The sequence below is a fragment of the Hyunsoonleella rubra genome (genome assembly GCF_042684665.1).
GTDB lineage: Bacteria > Bacteroidota > Bacteroidia > Flavobacteriales > Flavobacteriaceae > Jejuia > Jejuia rubra.
Genome location: NZ_JBHULY010000034.1, coordinates 90,458 through 106,061, shown reverse-complemented (window position 1 = coordinate 106,061; position 15,604 = coordinate 90,458). Strand labels below are relative to the sequence as shown.

Genomic DNA, 15,604 nt, shown 5'->3' with positions numbered 1-15,604 from the left:
ACAATTCATCTTACTTCGACTACGCTCAGTACTAGTCGCTCAGTGAACACGTGGGAATAACAGATTCAACTAAAATTTTAATGCATAGACCTAGAAAGGAATTTTTTAAGCCTGCATAATGGTATTTGAGTCTCTTTTTAAATAGGGAGTTGTTAACGGGTTTTCATTATAAATAAATCTTGACATTGTCAGAAAAAATAACGAACTTCGTTTAACATTCGATAAACTTCATTAAAAACGCAAGCTTATCTCGGTGTTAACTGCAATTAAAAGAAACTAAATGATAATAGGGATATTTACAAGACATTATAAAGTTTATAAAGGAGCAAAATATATCCCTTTTGGATTGAAAAACGTTGAAAGATTTAATCTTTTCATTGGTCATAACGGTGCAGGAAAAAGCTCAATACTAGAGGCTTTAGATACTTTTTTTAATGGGAGAGAATTTACCGTCAATAATGGGGAAAAGAGAGATGAATGTTTTGTGGCTCCTTTATTCTTAATAAAAAAAGAGGATATAGGGAAATACTCGAAGAGTTCCCAGCAAATTATGCCTATAATTAGTGAATTCTTTTTTGAATTTAACTCAGCTCACTCAAATTATAAGAATTATCAGCAATTCTTTGAGCAAAGAAATGGTCTTAACGATTATCAAGATACACACTTTCTAATATTGGCTGGAAAATCATATTACAATCAAAATGAGAATTTTCTAATAACCTTTTCAAACTTAATTGAGAAGAAAATATCGAGTGTTTTAGGGGAGGAATTTAAAACCCAAAAAGCCTTAAATACTCTAAAGCAAGACCTTCTTTTTCATCATACTTACATTTATATTCCAGTCGAAACGTCAATACAAGATTTTTTAAGACTTGAAGCTAGAGGTATGCAAGACTTGATGAGTCAAAGTATCAGGAACAAGATTGAAGAGACATTAAATAAAAAGATTGATACAAAGTCTATTTCATCTGGGAGAACAAAAAAGCTCAGTGCTCTTGATATCATCAACAATGACTTGGAGCACTTTATTGAAAAAGTTGAGGAAACAATTCAAACCATTGATTCACATTATGATTTTCAACTTGAATTTAAATCCAAAAAGAAACTTACAGCTAATCACTTAACGGATGTAATTATTGATTCTTTTTTCTCTAAAAGGAGATTACGGAAAAGTGAAAAAGTAATTAGTAGCCTTTCTGCTGGTGAGAGAAAAAAAGCTTTGATAGATATTGCATATTCATTCCTTTCTCAAGAAGAACAAAGTAAAAATGATATAATTCTGGCTATTGATGAACCAGAAGCATCTTTACATATTTCAATGTGTTATGACCAATTTGAAAGACTTCAGAGGCTTAGCGATCTTTATAATCATCAGCTTTTAATTACAACGCATTGGTATGGCTCATTACCGATTTTAGAAAACGGAAACCTTTATCATATTGAACCGATACAAAATTTTGCCCCGAGTATAAAAGAATTTTCGTTTAGAAACTACTTTGAGGAAAGAGGAGAGCATCCAGAGGATATTCAATTCAAAAGCTTTTTTGACTTAGCTTCTGCGATTATCAGTTCAATGCGTTCGAATTCAAACAATTGGATAATTGTGGAAAGTGAAGAAGACAAAAATTATATAAACGAATATTTGGGAGATACTTCAAGTATCAAAATATTACCAGTAGGTGGATGCACTATAGTTAAACTACTCTATGAGTATTTGTACCTTCCAATCTCACAAAAGTCAGACAGCAAAGACCTTACAGGTAGAATTTTTTGTCTTACTGATACGGATATGCAAGGAATAAAAATGGATATACCTGAGGAATCAAAAAATGGTATTTTAAAAATCAGAAGGTTACAGGTAAACACAACTGGGGAAGTAGATTTAGTTAGAATTAACGATAACACGAGTTACCCGACAGAAATAGAAGAGGTTTTGAATCCAACAAGATTTTATAAAACATTGAATCAGATAATATCAGCCGAAGACGTTGAAAGTGAAATTTTTAAAACGTGGCAACTGTTCGAGTTTGATTCAGGAGTTAAAACAAGTTTTATTAAGGGTGATAGTTCAATTATTTATCAAAAGACTCAGAATGAAAAATCTACTCGAGAGAATAAAGACGTTATAAATACATTTATTGATTTGAATAAAAAGAAAATTTGTGAAGTGTATTGTTCACTTGAAAAAGAAGAAGTCCCAAGCTGGATTCAAAAAATTGAAGAATTCATAAATAAAAGCAGTTAACACTGTATATGAAATCATAGCATCCTTTGGGATGCTACGCTTCATATACTAACCGTTAAACGAACCTCCCAAATAAACCCTATCCTTTAAGCATAAAACTGAAACTAACAAACACACCCGCGTTAGGGATTGCAGTGGCATCCTTTTTAAAATACTGAGGAAAGCTAAATTTTATAAAGAACCGCGATTATTGAGATTGCGACGTCGTTCCTCCTCGCAATGACATGCTGTTTTAAAAAGATATAACCTTTCGACTACGCTCAAGATAAACTCCTAGCCCGACCCGAGGACGGAATGGGGTTTTGACTTTCAAAGTTTTAATCGAGGGGAACGCCCAAAGTTTTAAAATATCAAATATAATTATTACGAATTAGGTTGCCTTAATCTTCAACCTTCCAATATCGTTTTTTGTTGAGCGCCTCTTGGGCTTCTATTTCGGCCTGCGGAATAACTTTTAAAAATGAGGGGTGCTGCTCGATAGCGAATTCAATTTTCTTGACGATTTCATCCGTGGTTTCGTTGTCGTAGTCAATCTCTAGGGGTTGCTTGATTTCCATGGTCTGAAGAATATTTTTCTTTTTGACCCGGATGCCTTTTTTATCGAAAGAGCGACGGAAACCATCAATGACGATAGGTACAACAATGGGTTTATAACGTTTGATGATATGTGCCGTACCTTTTCTAATAGGCTTAAACGGTGTAGTTGTCCCCTGCGGAAAAGTGATGACCCAACCATCTTCCAGCGCAATGCCTATATTAGAAATATCGCTCATACGAACTTGCCGGTTAACATCCTTTCCCTCCGAACGCCAAGTGCGCTCAATACTTATCGATCCCGCGTAGGCCAATAATTTGGGCAAAAACCCGGCCTTCATAGTTTCTTTTGCCGCTACGTAATAAATATTGAGTTTGGGATTCCACAAGTAGCCGATATTTTTGATCGAATCTCCCCTACCACTTAAACTAGCATTAAACACATGAAACATGGCCACCACATCGGCAAAATAGGTCTGGTGGTTAGAAATGAACAGTACATTTGTATCAGGCAGGTCCTTTATAATTTCGGAACCGTCTATCTGGAGCTCATTAAAACCACGGAAACGCCTATGGGTCATCGCACCCATAATTCGGATGAGCCATTTTTTTAAAAACAATATGTGTCCAAAAGGATTCTTTTTAAATAGTCCCATATATTTTTTGGTCTGGTTGGTGGGGGCAAAGTTAACAATTCCAACGGCTATTCATAGCTTTGGAGCAGATCCTTGATTTCGCTAAGCATCATGGCCGTGGCACCCCATACCGTAAAGCCGTTCAATTTAAATGCAGGTACTTCAATATCAATTTTATAAGAAGCTGTTACTCTTTTCATTGCTAAACTTGATGCATCGAGCAAATCGGCTAATTCCACTTCAATCAATTGTTCTACCTCGGCCTCCTCCTTTATAAATTTAGGCCTATTTTTTGAAATCCCAATAAAGGGCTGTACATAAAAATTACTCGGCGGGATATAAACTTGCGAAATAGGTTTAATGACTTCAATATCTTTTTCTGGTACGCCAACCTCCTCAAAGGTCTCCCTCACCGCCGTGTATTCCAAACTTTTGTCGCCTTTTTCCAATTTGCCTCCAGGAAAGGATACCTGGGCAGAATGCACTCCTTTATAGGTGTTTCTCAGGATTAAAATAAAATGGGTTTTATTGTCGTCCTTGGGATAAAACAAGGCCATTACCCCTGCTTGTTTTGCATTTTTTATGGCTTCTTCCTGCCTTTTCAACAGTTCCCTGCGGAATGGTGGCATCATTTTAAAATGGGATGTTTCGGCAGGTAGTGGTATATTTTTTATTTTTGAAAGCAGTTTTAAAAAATCATCAAAATCCATAGTATATGCGGGCAATCCTCTTTTTGAGCTTTTTCTTTTTGTTTCTGAATTGTGAAGATAAGCAATCCCAGAAAAAATCGAGTCCGGTATCTATCGAAAAGGCCCCTAAAGAAAATATTGAAACACCCAAAGCTAAGTCCAAAAAAGCTAAAGAACCCGAATTCCCCGTTTTAGATACCAAAAATGCGATGGAGTTTTTTTTGCAATATGAAAAGGAACACAAGGAAAACAAAGTACGAATGACGACCGATTTTGGGGATATTGAAATTTTGTTGTTCAACGAAACCAAGTTCCACAGAGCAAATTTTATTTATTTGACCAAACGCAAATATTTCAACAATACCCAGTTTTACAGGGTAATCGACAATTTTATGGTGCAGGCCGGCAATAGCGATGACCGAAAAACGGCAAGAAAACGAAAAAAGATTGGCAAATATCTATTGCCGAAAGATACCAATAGAGGATTTAAACACGATAGAGGGGTCATTTCAATGCCCAGCAGTGAAATTGATAATCCGCATAAACTAGCCTCACCCTATGAGTTCTTCATTGTACAGCAAACTCCCGGAGCTTACTTTTTGGACGGCGATTATACCATTTTTGGCCGGGTTACAAAAGGCATGGATGTGATTGATAAAATTGCCGGAGTTAAAACGGATGAAGCCGATTGGCCCTTAAGAAATATCTATATTAAGAATGTGGATATTATTGAGTGAGGATAGATGACAGGTGACGGATAACGGAAGATGGGCTAAATATCGAACGCTCTAAATTCCAAAATTAAAACTACCCTTTCACACTTTTTCCTTTGAATAAATTGTAGGAAGCGATATCTTGAATTTTACCGCCAACAAACGAATAACGATGACAACAAGGCCTGCAATAATAAAAACGATATTATTTTTTATCGGGAATTGGCTTAATACAAAATAGATGACACCCCCTAAAATACAGGCCGTAGCATAAATTTCCTTTCTGAAAATCACTGGAATTTCATTGCACAATATATCCCGGATGACACCGCCAAAACTAGCGGTTATCGTTCCCAAAGCAATACAGATGATGGGATGCAGTTCTGCATTCAACCCTTTTTGAATTCCCACGACGGTATATAAGCCGATACCAATGGTATCGAACAAAAACAGCGAGGTTCTTAGATAATTGATTTTATTTCTGAAGATAATTGCAAATACGGCCGACACCAAAATCACGTAGGTATAGGTAATATCACGCATCCAACTAACGGGAGTATTTCCTATGAGTAAATCGCGAAGCGTGCCTCCTCCCACGGCCGTAACAAAGGCGATGATCAAAATACCAAACAGATCCATTCTTTTATGAATGGCTACCAAAACGCCCGAAATGGCGAAAGCTATTGTGCCTAAAATATCTAAAGCGTAGAACATAGATTTTGGTTTTTAAAAGAGGCTGTCTAACAGTTATATTGTTGTCAATCTGAACTTGTTTCAGATTCTAATCTATTCATTGGGATACTTCGACTGCGCTCAGCATAAGCGATTCACACGAATTTCGTTTAGGAGAAATTCGGTTCTCTGCTTACATATCCTGAGTATAATAATTATAATCTTTTAAAATGACATCGATAAACTCTATATCACTTTTCTGCTTCACTTCTTTTATACCGACTACTTCAATCAGCTTATCCCTTAATTTAATCAACGTGTTATAGTCCTTCGCATCTCTCGCCCTTGTAAAGGTGTCTTTTATAATTCTCGCATCGTTATCGGACAGTTTGATCACATTGGGGTAGGTTGGTTTATAATCGGTTTTTAACTGCTCTAAAATGGTGTGGCTGATGTTCACAGTGTCTTTAAGTGTAATAACTCCTGTACCCGCCGCCATATCACCAATGCGTTGCTGTTTCTTGCTAAAAATGATGGCAAAAAATCCTATTCCGAATAGATAAATATCCACTATCCGAAAAAACCACCGCACCACATAATCCGAAAAGGTGGCCTGAAATCCGTCAAGTTTTACCACCCTTATTTTTAGAGCACGTTTACCAAGGGTCTGTCCATCTAAAAAAGATTCCAAAGCCAAAGTATAAAACATCACAGGGAAACTCAAAACGGTATTGATTCCGATTTGAGACCATTCGTCCATGCCCTCAAATACACCAAACATTTTGTTCAAAATTAACATATAGCCAACTTTAATGGCGTTATCGATGATAAACGCAATCAGTCGCTCTCCCACTCCAGCCGCTCTAAAATTTATTTTTACGTTTTGCGTCGTGTTAATTTGTAACTCTGACATTTTATAATTTAATTTAACCTGTAATGAGAGAGGTTGCATTTATCAAGCAAAATAAAGAAAAATGGCTGAGTTTTGAGAGGGCTATTTTTAATAATGATTTTGAAGACCCAGACGAACTGGCTTCGCAATACATACATGTAGTCAATGATTTGGCCTATGCGCAAACCTATTACCCTAAAAGCAAGGTCATTGCCTATTTAAATCAGCTTGCTGCAAAGGCATATCAAAAAATTTACAAAACCAAACGACAGGACACCAATAGGATTATCGGATTTTGGAAAACCGAAGTGCCATTGATTTGCTATCAGTACCGCAAATTTATTTATGTGGCCTTTATCATCTTTTTTGCATTTACGTTTATCGGAGCCATTTCAGCTGCCAATGAAGGAGAATTTGTGCGATCTATTTTAGGTGATGAATATGTGAATATGACTTTGGATAACATTGAGGCTGGTGATCCTGTAGCGGTTTATAAAAGTGGAAGCAATTGGGGGAGCTTTATCGGTATTACCATTAATAATCTGAAAGTGGGCATAATTGCTTTTGTATTAGGTGTATTCGGTGGTATTGGCACCCTGTGGGTTATGTTTAAAAACTGCATTATGCTTGGCTCTTTTCAGTATTTCTTTCATGAAAAAGGAGTGCTTTGGGAAAGTGTTCGGGGCATCTGGATACACGGCGCAATGGAAATATTTGCCATTGTTATTGAATGTGCAGCTGGCCTGGTTATGGGTGCGAGTATTCTTTTTCCAGCAACTTATTCCAGATATACTTCTTTTAAACTGGGCGCAAAAACGGGTATTAAAATTTTGATAAGTACATTCCCGTTTACCTTTTCCGCTGGGTTTTTGGAAGGGTTTATTACCCGATATTCCAACATTATGCCCAATTGGCTGTCGGTTGGTATCATTTTGTCCACCTTGGCCCTCATCAGCTATTATTATTTGATATATCCTTATAAAGTTCAAAAACAAATCACCCAAATTCCTGATCCTGTACTTGCATAAATGACGAAAAAGCCCCTATATACCTTTTGTTTTTTGATGCTCTTTTTAAGTTATATGCAGACTTCTTTGGGTTTCACTCCAGTGCAGGTACCTGAAGTACATCGTGGATTTGATTCAAATTTTAAGGAGAAGTATTCGGGTGACAAATTCGACTATGAAGGGAAAAAGGTAGTCAACAGAACTCGAAGAGGATCTGGGGATTACAAAGACTACGAGAACAGGGATGTCAAGGTTAAAGAGCGAGACAATGAAAATGAACTTAACATTAATTTTGGGGCTTTGGGTTGGCTATTTTATCTTATCCTTTTCGGTGCAGTGGGCTATTTGGCCTATGTATTGCTGAATGAAGGTGGCACTGGATTATTTTCTTCAAAACGAAACCGAAGTCTGAAACAATATCAGGATATCACTGCCGAAAATATTGAACATGCCGACATCCACGCCCTCATCAAACAAGCCGAATCCAACAAGGACTACCGATTAGCCATTCGTTATTATTACCTGCTTGTCCTAAAAATGCTCAGTATCAATAATCACATCAAATTTGAAGATGACAAAACCAATGCTGAATATTTGAATGAGCTCCACGAAAAGCCATTTAGCAAAGCATTTGCCTATGCTTCGTATCTGTACAATTATATATGGTATGGAAAGTTTAACCTAGACGATTCGCAATACCAAAAGGCGAAACAGAATTTTACAACGCTAATCAATGAAGTTGGATAAATGAAAAAGGTACTTCCCATTATATTGGTTGTTGTTGCTGTAATTTTTACGGCCATTTTCGGTTTGGGTATTAAGCGCACCAAAACCGTGGATTGGGAAGAATCCTTTAATGAACGGAGCAACAAACCCTATGGGGTAAGCGTATTTTACAGAGAATTGCCCAATCTATTTCAAGATTCTAAAATACGTACGGTCTATCATCAACCCTCAAGTTATCTCACCGCGAATTCGGAATATGGCTATGGCGACCACGAAGCCAAGGGTAACTTTATAATTATAGGAAATTCAGATTATTTAACGGGTTTTTCGGTGGATAAACTTTTGGAATTTGTAAATGCGGGCAACACACTTTTTATTTCTGATTATTACTATGCCCAGGCACTGCATGATACTTTAGACATTGATATTGATTTTGAATATAATCCTAAAAAGGACAGCATTTCAAACCTGTCTTTTGAATATAAAAACCTATCTGAAAGTATCATCGACAGAAACGAAGGTGATTATTATTTCTCAAGTTTTGACAGTCTCAATTATGAAATTTTAGGCTATGCCAAAACCGATAAAGCAAGGGTTAATTTTCTTCAGATCGAATTTGGGGAAGGAAAAATATTATTGCATACGGAGCCAAAAGCCTTTACCAATTATAATGTTCTAAAAGAAGACCGTTACAAATACGTGGAAAATGTACTGTCCTATTTGCCGGACGACGATATCTATTTTGATTCCTACATCAAACTACAAAGTGCATATTCCGGCGATGTGGAAGAAAAATCGAATTTAAGTTGGTTTTTGGAGCAACTGTCCTTTCGATGGGCATGGTACACGGCTTTGATTTTCGCATTGCTTTTTATGATTTTCAATGCGAAACGAAGACAGCGAATTATTCCGATTATCAAACCCTTGCAGAACACAACGGTGGCTTTTGTGAAGACTATTTCGAATCTTTATATAGACACGAAAGATTACAACAACCTGATTCACAAAAAGATTACTTACTTTTTAGAAAAAATACGGACCGATTTTAATCTGGACACTTCCAAATTGGATGACGATTTTATTATTAAGTTAGCAGGAAAAGCAGGGCGAAAAAAGGAAGAGGTCAAACAATTGATTACCTATATTAAATGGTTGCGCAACAAAGATGAACTCTTTGAGCAAAACCTAATTACATTAAACAAACATATTGAAGCATTTTATTCGAAATAATTATGGAGGAAAATAAACCACAGGAAGATCACCAATATTTTATGCCAAAACCGGAAGAAAATGTTGTATCATCCATTGATGACAGCGCCCTAAAAGATGACGCCAAGGATTTGGAATTCCAAAATCGACTGGATTTGTCCGAACTACAGCAAAGTGTGTCTAAAATAAAGGCCGAAGTAGGCAAAGTTATCGTTGGCCAAAAAGATATGGTAGATATGCTGATTGCCTCACTTTTGGCGAAAGGGCACTCGTTGATTGAAGGTGTTCCGGGTGTTGCAAAAACGGTAACCGCAAAATTGTTGGCAAAATCTTTAAGCGTTGGATTTAGCCGGATTCAGTTTACCCCAGATTTGATGCCTAGTGATATTTTGGGAACTTCGGTATTCAATTTAAAGGACTCGGAATTCGCGTTTAAAAAAGGCCCTATTTTTTCGAACATGATTTTGATTGATGAAATCAACCGAGCACCAGCAAAAACCCAGGCTGCCCTTTTTGAGGTAATGGAAGAAAAACAGATCACTATTGACGGCAACAGGTACAATCTGGATGCCCCTTTTATGGTGTTGGCTACCCAAAACCCGATCGAACAAGAAGGTACGTATCGTTTGCCCGAAGCGCAATTAGACCGCTTTCTATTTAAAATTGATGTAGACTACCCTAATTTGGAGGAAGAAATTGAAATCCTTTCCCGCGAACACGAGCTAAAGGAAAAAACTAAAATCGAGCAGATTACATCCTTTTTAACTGCCAAACAGATAGCAGATTACCAAGGATTGGTCAGTCAAATTATTGTTGAACAGCATTTATTGAAATATATCGCCGAACTGATTGTTGCTACCCGAAGCAATCGCTTTTTATATTTAGGGGCGTCGCCACGGGCATCCATCTCTGTATTAAAAGCGAGCAAAGCGTTTGCCGCTATGAGCGGACGGGATTTTGTAACTCCCGAAGATATCAAACGTGCCATTGTCCCCGTGTTGCACCACAGAGTCATAGTCACTCCCGAGCGGGAAATGGAGGGTGTTACCAGCAAGCAGATCATTCAGCAGATTATTGAAACGGTTGAAATACCGAGGTAGTATTCAGTAGGCAGTCTCAGTAGGCAGTGCCACTCAAACTTTGAACTTGAAACTTGTAACTTGAAACTTTTTCGACCCTTCTACATACAACCCCGATTTTTTTATACCGGTATTGGTATCGTCGTATTGTTTGCATTGAGCTATTTTATGCCCCTGCTTTTCAATATTGCACAAATTTCGATATTGGTTTTGGTGGCGATGTTCTTTTTGGACGTATTAATAGTCTTTTTGGGAAAGCGACGTATCGAAGGGCAACGGATCGTTCCTGATAAGTTTTCAAACGGGGATAAAAATCAAATTGAAATTATTATCAGAAACAATTATCCATTTTTGGCGTATTTGGAAATTATCGATGAATTGCCAAAGCAATTTCAAATTCGGGATTTTAAATTAAAAGCTACAGTTCCTCCAAGAAAGGAAAAGAGCATCGTCTATAATCTCACACCGAAGGAACGCGGTGAATATCATTTTGGTTTTTTGAATGTGTATGCCATGTCTGCCATCAAACTGGTGGCCAAACGGTTTATGCTGGAAAATGAAGTGATGGTGCCCACCTACCCCAGTTTTAAGCAATTGAAAAAGTTCGAGCTCCTCAACATCAACAAAAATGCGATGGACTATGGGCTGAAAAAAGTGCGTCGTTTGGGACACACTATGGAATTTGAGCAAATTAAGGATTATGTTTTAGGTGATGATTTGCGTACGATAAATTGGAAAGCTACCGCGAAGAAAAACCAACTGATGGTGAATCAATTTCAGGATGAAAAGTCGCAACCCGTGTATTCTATAATTGACAAGGGTCGCATCATGAAAATGCCTTTTGACGGGCTGAGCCTATTGGATTATGCCATCAATGCTACGTTGGTTATCAGTAATATCGCTTTGAAAAAGCATGACAAGGCTGGGATGTTTTCGTTTTCAAAAAAGATGAACAATATGGTGGTAGCAGAGCGCAGAAGTGGACAAATGCGTTTGATTTTGGAGGCGCTTTACAACGTAAAAACGGATTTCTTTGAAAGTGATTTTAGCCGATTGTACGCCAATATTAAAAGACATATCACCCACAGAAGTTTGCTACTCATGTACACCAACTTTGGCACGTTGGATGCGTTAAACCGGCAGTTACCTTATCTGAAAGCCATTGCCAAAAACCATTTATTAGTGGTGATTTTCTTTAAGAATACAGAATTGGATAAATTAATTAATGAGGATGCGGAGACCATTCAACGGGTGTACGACAAGGTTATTGCAGAAAAGTTTGATTTTGAAAAGCGTTTGATTGTGAACGAATTAAAAAAGTTCGGGATATACTCCATTTTGACTACACCAGAAAACCTGACGGTAGATACCATCAACAAATATTTAGAAATCAAAGCGAGAGGTCTCTTATAAAAAAAGACCCTCGGACTTGCGCCTCAAAGGTCTTTTTCTTTTTAACTAAACTAAACCAACCAAACTATTGTTAACCTAGCCCTAAAAGGCATCAGTCCTAATTACTAAGCAGTAATTTTATAGTACAAAGTTAACTTATAATTAAGTGTATTTTCTATAAGTTTTATTGATAGTTTTTATATTTTTATAGCCTAAATTTATAATAATGACCATCACCCAATTGTACTATGTACTTGCCGTAGCGGAACACCAAAACTTCACCAAGGCAGCCGAAAAATGCTTTGTTACCCAGCCTACCTTGAGTATGCAAATCCAAAAACTTGAGGACCAACTAGATGTTCAAATTTTTGACAGAAGTAAAAAACCGATTGAATTGACCGAAGTTGGAAAAAAAATAGTAACACAAGCCAAAAATATTGTCAATGAATCTTATCGCATTCAGGATATTGTGGACCAACAAAAGGGGTTTATTGGGGGGGAATTTAAGCTGGGCATTATCCCAACGATTATGCCAACTTTGCTCCCGATGTTCTTAAAAACCTTCATCAAAAAGTACCCAAAAATTAAGTTGAAAATTGAGGAGCTTAACACGGAAGAAATTATTTATCGTATTAATGAAGGGCATTTGGATGCGGCCATAGCGGCCACACCCCTTGAAAACGAAAATATCAAAGAGCGTGTGCTCTACTTTGAACCATTTGTGGGTTATGTCCCGAACGGACATAAATTGAACGCTAAAACACAAATTGAAGCCAATGACCTGGAAATTGATGACATGCTACTTTTAGAGGACGGACATTGTTTTAGGGATGGGGTCATCAATTTATGCAAGGCGTTTAAAGACCATGTGGACGATAAGTTTCAATTGGAAAGCGGTAGCATCGAAACACTGATTAAACTATCCAACGAAGGTATGGGGATGACCCTTCTGCCCTATCTGCATACATTGGATTTAAAAGAAAAATATAAAGAAAACTTAAGGCATTTTACTGACCCCACCCCTGCACGAGAAGTCAGCATCATTTATCATAAAAGTGAATTAAAAATGCAGATTATTGAAGCGATGCAAACCGTAATATCAGGAATAATCCGCGGGGCGATCAAGTTTCAAGACGTGAAGATTATAAGTCCTTTGCCCAATAAATAATACAATCAAAATAAAAACCCCAATGCACAGCATCCGGGGAGTTCAAAGACTAAAAAAGCGACCTTTCGGTCGCTTTTTTTATGGTTTTAAATAAATCATACACTGATTTAGTTCAGGGTTTTGCTGTACGAGAGATAGAATATAAATTTTAAGCTCTTCTATCTCGTAAGGCAACAAACGTTTTACTGCCTTTTGTACTTCCTTGCAAAACAATGTCGCGTCAAAACTGACTTTCTCAAGTACAGTTTTGGTGTACTCTAGCATTGCTCTTGCCATTGTGGTGTTAGGATTTAGGTTAATAATAAAAGTAGATTTTTGTTATAGGTTTTGTTTAAATATTCAACCCTAAAAATAGATAAAAATTGCATTTAAAGCTAATTTTGGCAGGATTTTAACACAGTTAAAATCGGTTGTCGCCATCCAATAAATCCCCCAAACCTCCCAAAATACTACCTTCGCCTTTATCCTTACCGCCTCCCCTTGGAGCAGACGCCAAAACGCGACCGGCCAACCTGCTAAATGGCAAAGATTGTACATAAACCGTTCCCGGTCCCTGTAGTTTTGCAAAGAACAAGCCTTCGCCACCGAAAACTGTATTTTTAATACCACCAACAAATTCTATGTCATAATCCACGGTTTGGTCAAAACCTACAATACAACCTGTATCCACTCTTAAGGTTTCACCTGCTGCTAATTCTTTTTTAGCCATAGTGCCGCCTGCATGAACGAATGCCATACCATCGCCTTCTAATTTTTGCATAATGAAGCCTTCGCCTCCAAAGAGGCCACGACCTAATTTTTTAGAAAACTCAATACCTACACTTACCCCTTTTGCTGCACATAGAAATGCATCTTTTTGACAGATAAATTTACCTCCATACTCAGTTAAATCTATGGGGATAATTTTTCCTGGGTACGGGGACGCAAAGGATACATTTCGTTTGCCAACTAAAATATTATAAAAGGCCGTCATGAATAGGCTTTCTCCTGTAAGGATGCGCTTCCCTGCTCCTAAAATTTTGCCTAAAAATCCAGTGTCTTTCTGGGAACCGTCACCAAAAATGGTTTCCATTTTAATGCCGTCGTCCATCATCATAAAGCTTCCGGCTTCGGCAATAACGCCCTCGTTGGGGTCCAGTTCTATTTCTACGTATTGCATTTCCTCGCCGTAGATGCGATAGTCTATTTCGTGTGCTGTCATTTTGTATTGTTTTTTGTTGACCTACCTATCGGCAGGCTGGTTCGTTTATTTGTTGATTTGTTTTGGGTTTTGTTACAAGAAAACCAAATTCCAATATTCAATCCCGATAGCTATCGGGACTAAATTCCTAAACCCTGAAAACTATTATCTCGCAAACCTGCCTGCCAGCAGGCAGGGGCGCTAAGTCGCAAAGTACTACTCTTTGGAATACTAAAATTGATTCTGAACACCGCGACTGCCTACTGCATACTGTTTACTGCCTACTATTTCACTTTCACACTCCACTCAAAACCAAATCTCGAAACCTCAACGCCCTCATCATTTGTTCCGATAGAAGTTAATTGAATGGTTTGCCCCTCACCTGTTTCGATGGCTTTTTGCAACACCTCATCAATCAGCTGACCATCAACGCAGGTAAATGTAATTCTGCCAGTGGCTTTTTTGGTGAATTGCGAATGATTGGATGTGACTAACATAGAAATACGCTTTCCTGACTCTTGGATTTTTCCGGTTACCAAAGCTCCCGTGGTTAACTCTGCGGCCATGCCTTGTACCGCCCAAAACATGGATTTAAATGGGTTTTGATTAATCCATCGGTGTTTTACGGTTACTTCGCATTTCTTATTATCAATGTATTTTACCCTTACGCCACAAAGGTAGGCCGAGGGTAGTTTGAACATCAGGAATGTATTTAATTTACTGGGGGTGAGCTTCATAGTAGTGCTTTACGATTGCTCTAAGTTATGAAATAATTTTGCTTTTGTAATTGTTAATTTTTTGTTAATTTTTAGTACTATGCGTAACAAAGTACCTTATTTTAGACATATATTTGCATAAGAAACTATTATATGTTTTATATCAATCAAAAAAATCATGTTAGATAACCATCAAAAAAATATTGCGACATTTATCCATTTGTCCACTTTTAGTCGGTTTTTTATTCCATTTGGAAATTTTATTGGGCCTTTAATTTTATGGTCCGCCAATAAGGAAAAATCTACGTTTGTGGATGAACACGGTAAACAGGCGCTTAATTTTCAGATTAGTATTTTCCTGTACGCTTTAATCCTGGGAACTTTAACCGTGCCCTTTTTCATCTTTAAGTTGGTGGGGAGTTTTGATTTCATTGATTTTCATGGGTTTCATGATTTTCATATTTCATTGGATAAGCCTTCGCCTCTGCTTTACATTGGAGGTGGTTTGGGGGTTTTGGCCATCATTGCTTTTATTGTGGAGTTGGCTTTGATAGTCATGGCGAGTTTAAAAGCACGCGACGGGGAATTGTACAGGTATCCTTTTACAATTAATTTTTTGAAATAACAGTTTAACACACCCCTGACTCCCCTCACTTCGACAAGCTCAGTACAGGCTTTTTAGAGGGGACACTCAAAACCTTAAAAATGACGAAAATGACAATTATATATAAAAATTTAAATCATCGG

16 protein-coding genes are annotated in these 15,604 nt (G+C 37.4%); 9 read left to right on the top strand and 7 right to left on the bottom strand.

The features are described from left to right. The first annotated feature begins 280 nt into the window (after window positions 1-280). A complete protein-coding gene (locus ACFSR8_RS13655; RefSeq protein ID WP_380292951.1) occupies window positions 281-2,245 on the top strand; it encodes an ATP-dependent nuclease in 1,965 nt (654 codons plus the stop codon). Between the two features lie 380 nt (window positions 2,246-2,625). On the opposite strand, the gene ACFSR8_RS13650 is transcribed toward ACFSR8_RS13655, so the two are convergent. Both ACFSR8_RS13650 and ACFSR8_RS13645 read right to left on the bottom strand, forming a co-directional pair. Beyond that, window positions 2,626-3,435 carry a lysophospholipid acyltransferase family protein gene (locus tag ACFSR8_RS13650; RefSeq protein WP_380292949.1) on the bottom strand — a complete coding sequence of 270 codons (810 nt, stop codon included), beginning with the start codon at window positions 3,433-3,435 and terminating at the stop codon, window positions 2,626-2,628. A gap of 47 nt (window positions 3,436-3,482) precedes the next feature. Further along, window positions 3,483-4,139 carry an NUDIX hydrolase gene (locus tag ACFSR8_RS13645; protein ID WP_380292947.1) on the bottom strand — a complete coding sequence of 219 codons (657 nt, stop codon included), beginning with the start codon at window positions 4,137-4,139 and terminating at the stop codon, window positions 3,483-3,485. On the opposite strand from ACFSR8_RS13645, the gene ACFSR8_RS13640 reads away from it, so the two are divergent. Continuing rightward, a complete protein-coding gene (locus ACFSR8_RS13640) occupies window positions 4,130-4,840 on the top strand; it encodes a peptidylprolyl isomerase (RefSeq protein WP_380292945.1) in 711 nt (236 codons plus the stop codon). The genes ACFSR8_RS13645 and ACFSR8_RS13640 overlap by 10 nt on opposite strands. A gap of 78 nt (window positions 4,841-4,918) precedes the next feature. On the opposite strand, the gene ACFSR8_RS13635 is transcribed toward ACFSR8_RS13640, so the two are convergent. Further along, a complete protein-coding gene (locus ACFSR8_RS13635; RefSeq protein WP_380292943.1) occupies window positions 4,919-5,530 on the bottom strand; it encodes a trimeric intracellular cation channel family protein in 612 nt (203 codons plus the stop codon). A gap of 151 nt (window positions 5,531-5,681) precedes the next feature. After that, complete coding sequence (locus ACFSR8_RS13630; protein WP_380292941.1) at window positions 5,682-6,401, bottom strand: RDD family protein; 720 nt, start codon at window positions 6,399-6,401, stop codon at window positions 5,682-5,684. Between the two features lie 23 nt (window positions 6,402-6,424). Between ACFSR8_RS13630 and ACFSR8_RS13625 the strand changes: the two genes are divergently transcribed. The 6 genes from ACFSR8_RS13625 (at window position 6,425) to ACFSR8_RS13600 (ending at window position 12,961) form a co-directional block, all read left to right on the top strand. Beyond that, window positions 6,425-7,408: a stage II sporulation protein M gene (locus tag ACFSR8_RS13625; protein ID WP_380292939.1), complete on the top strand. Its 984-nt coding sequence runs from the start codon at window positions 6,425-6,427 to the stop codon at window positions 7,406-7,408. A gap of 54 nt (window positions 7,409-7,462) precedes the next feature. Continuing rightward, entirely contained in the window at window positions 7,463-8,134 is a 672-nt protein-coding gene (locus ACFSR8_RS13620) for a hypothetical protein (protein ID WP_380292937.1), read from the top strand. Further along, on the top strand, window positions 8,135-9,343 hold the full coding sequence (locus ACFSR8_RS13615) for a DUF4350 domain-containing protein (protein ID WP_380292935.1): 1,209 nt from the start codon (window positions 8,135-8,137) through the stop codon (window positions 9,341-9,343). It abuts the gene before it with no gap. Between the two features lie 2 nt (window positions 9,344-9,345). Then, on the top strand, window positions 9,346-10,422 hold the full coding sequence (locus ACFSR8_RS13610) for an AAA family ATPase (protein WP_380292933.1): 1,077 nt from the start codon (window positions 9,346-9,348) through the stop codon (window positions 10,420-10,422). 60 nt (window positions 10,423-10,482) lie between these two features. After that, a complete protein-coding gene (locus tag ACFSR8_RS13605) occupies window positions 10,483-11,814 on the top strand; it encodes a DUF58 domain-containing protein (RefSeq protein WP_380292931.1) in 1,332 nt (443 codons plus the stop codon). 205 nt (window positions 11,815-12,019) lie between these two features. Next, window positions 12,020-12,961 (top strand): LysR substrate-binding domain-containing protein, encoded by a 942-nt coding sequence (locus ACFSR8_RS13600; RefSeq protein ID WP_380292929.1) that lies wholly within the window; start codon window positions 12,020-12,022, stop codon window positions 12,959-12,961. A gap of 78 nt (window positions 12,962-13,039) precedes the next feature. Here ACFSR8_RS13600 and ACFSR8_RS13595 read toward each other — a convergent pair whose 3' ends face one another. From ACFSR8_RS13595 to ACFSR8_RS13585, 3 genes are all read right to left on the bottom strand, one after another. Further along, window positions 13,040-13,237, bottom strand: a complete 198-nt coding sequence (locus ACFSR8_RS13595; RefSeq protein WP_186559264.1) for a hypothetical protein — start codon at window positions 13,235-13,237, stop codon at window positions 13,040-13,042. 124 nt (window positions 13,238-13,361) lie between these two features. Next, the gene (locus tag ACFSR8_RS13590; protein WP_380292927.1) at window positions 13,362-14,162 is read right to left on the bottom strand and encodes a TIGR00266 family protein; all 801 of its coding nucleotides are present in this window, start codon (window positions 14,160-14,162) and stop codon (window positions 13,362-13,364) included. Window positions 14,163-14,425: 263 nt separating this feature from the next. Beyond that, window positions 14,426-14,878 (bottom strand): DUF4442 domain-containing protein, encoded by a 453-nt coding sequence (locus ACFSR8_RS13585; protein ID WP_380292925.1) that lies wholly within the window; start codon window positions 14,876-14,878, stop codon window positions 14,426-14,428. Window positions 14,879-15,035: 157 nt separating this feature from the next. Here ACFSR8_RS13585 and ACFSR8_RS13580 point away from each other — a divergent pair, with 157 nt between their 5' ends. Beyond that, a complete protein-coding gene (locus tag ACFSR8_RS13580; protein ID WP_380292923.1) occupies window positions 15,036-15,482 on the top strand; it encodes a DUF4870 domain-containing protein in 447 nt (148 codons plus the stop codon). Window positions 15,483-15,604: the final 122 nt, after the last annotated feature.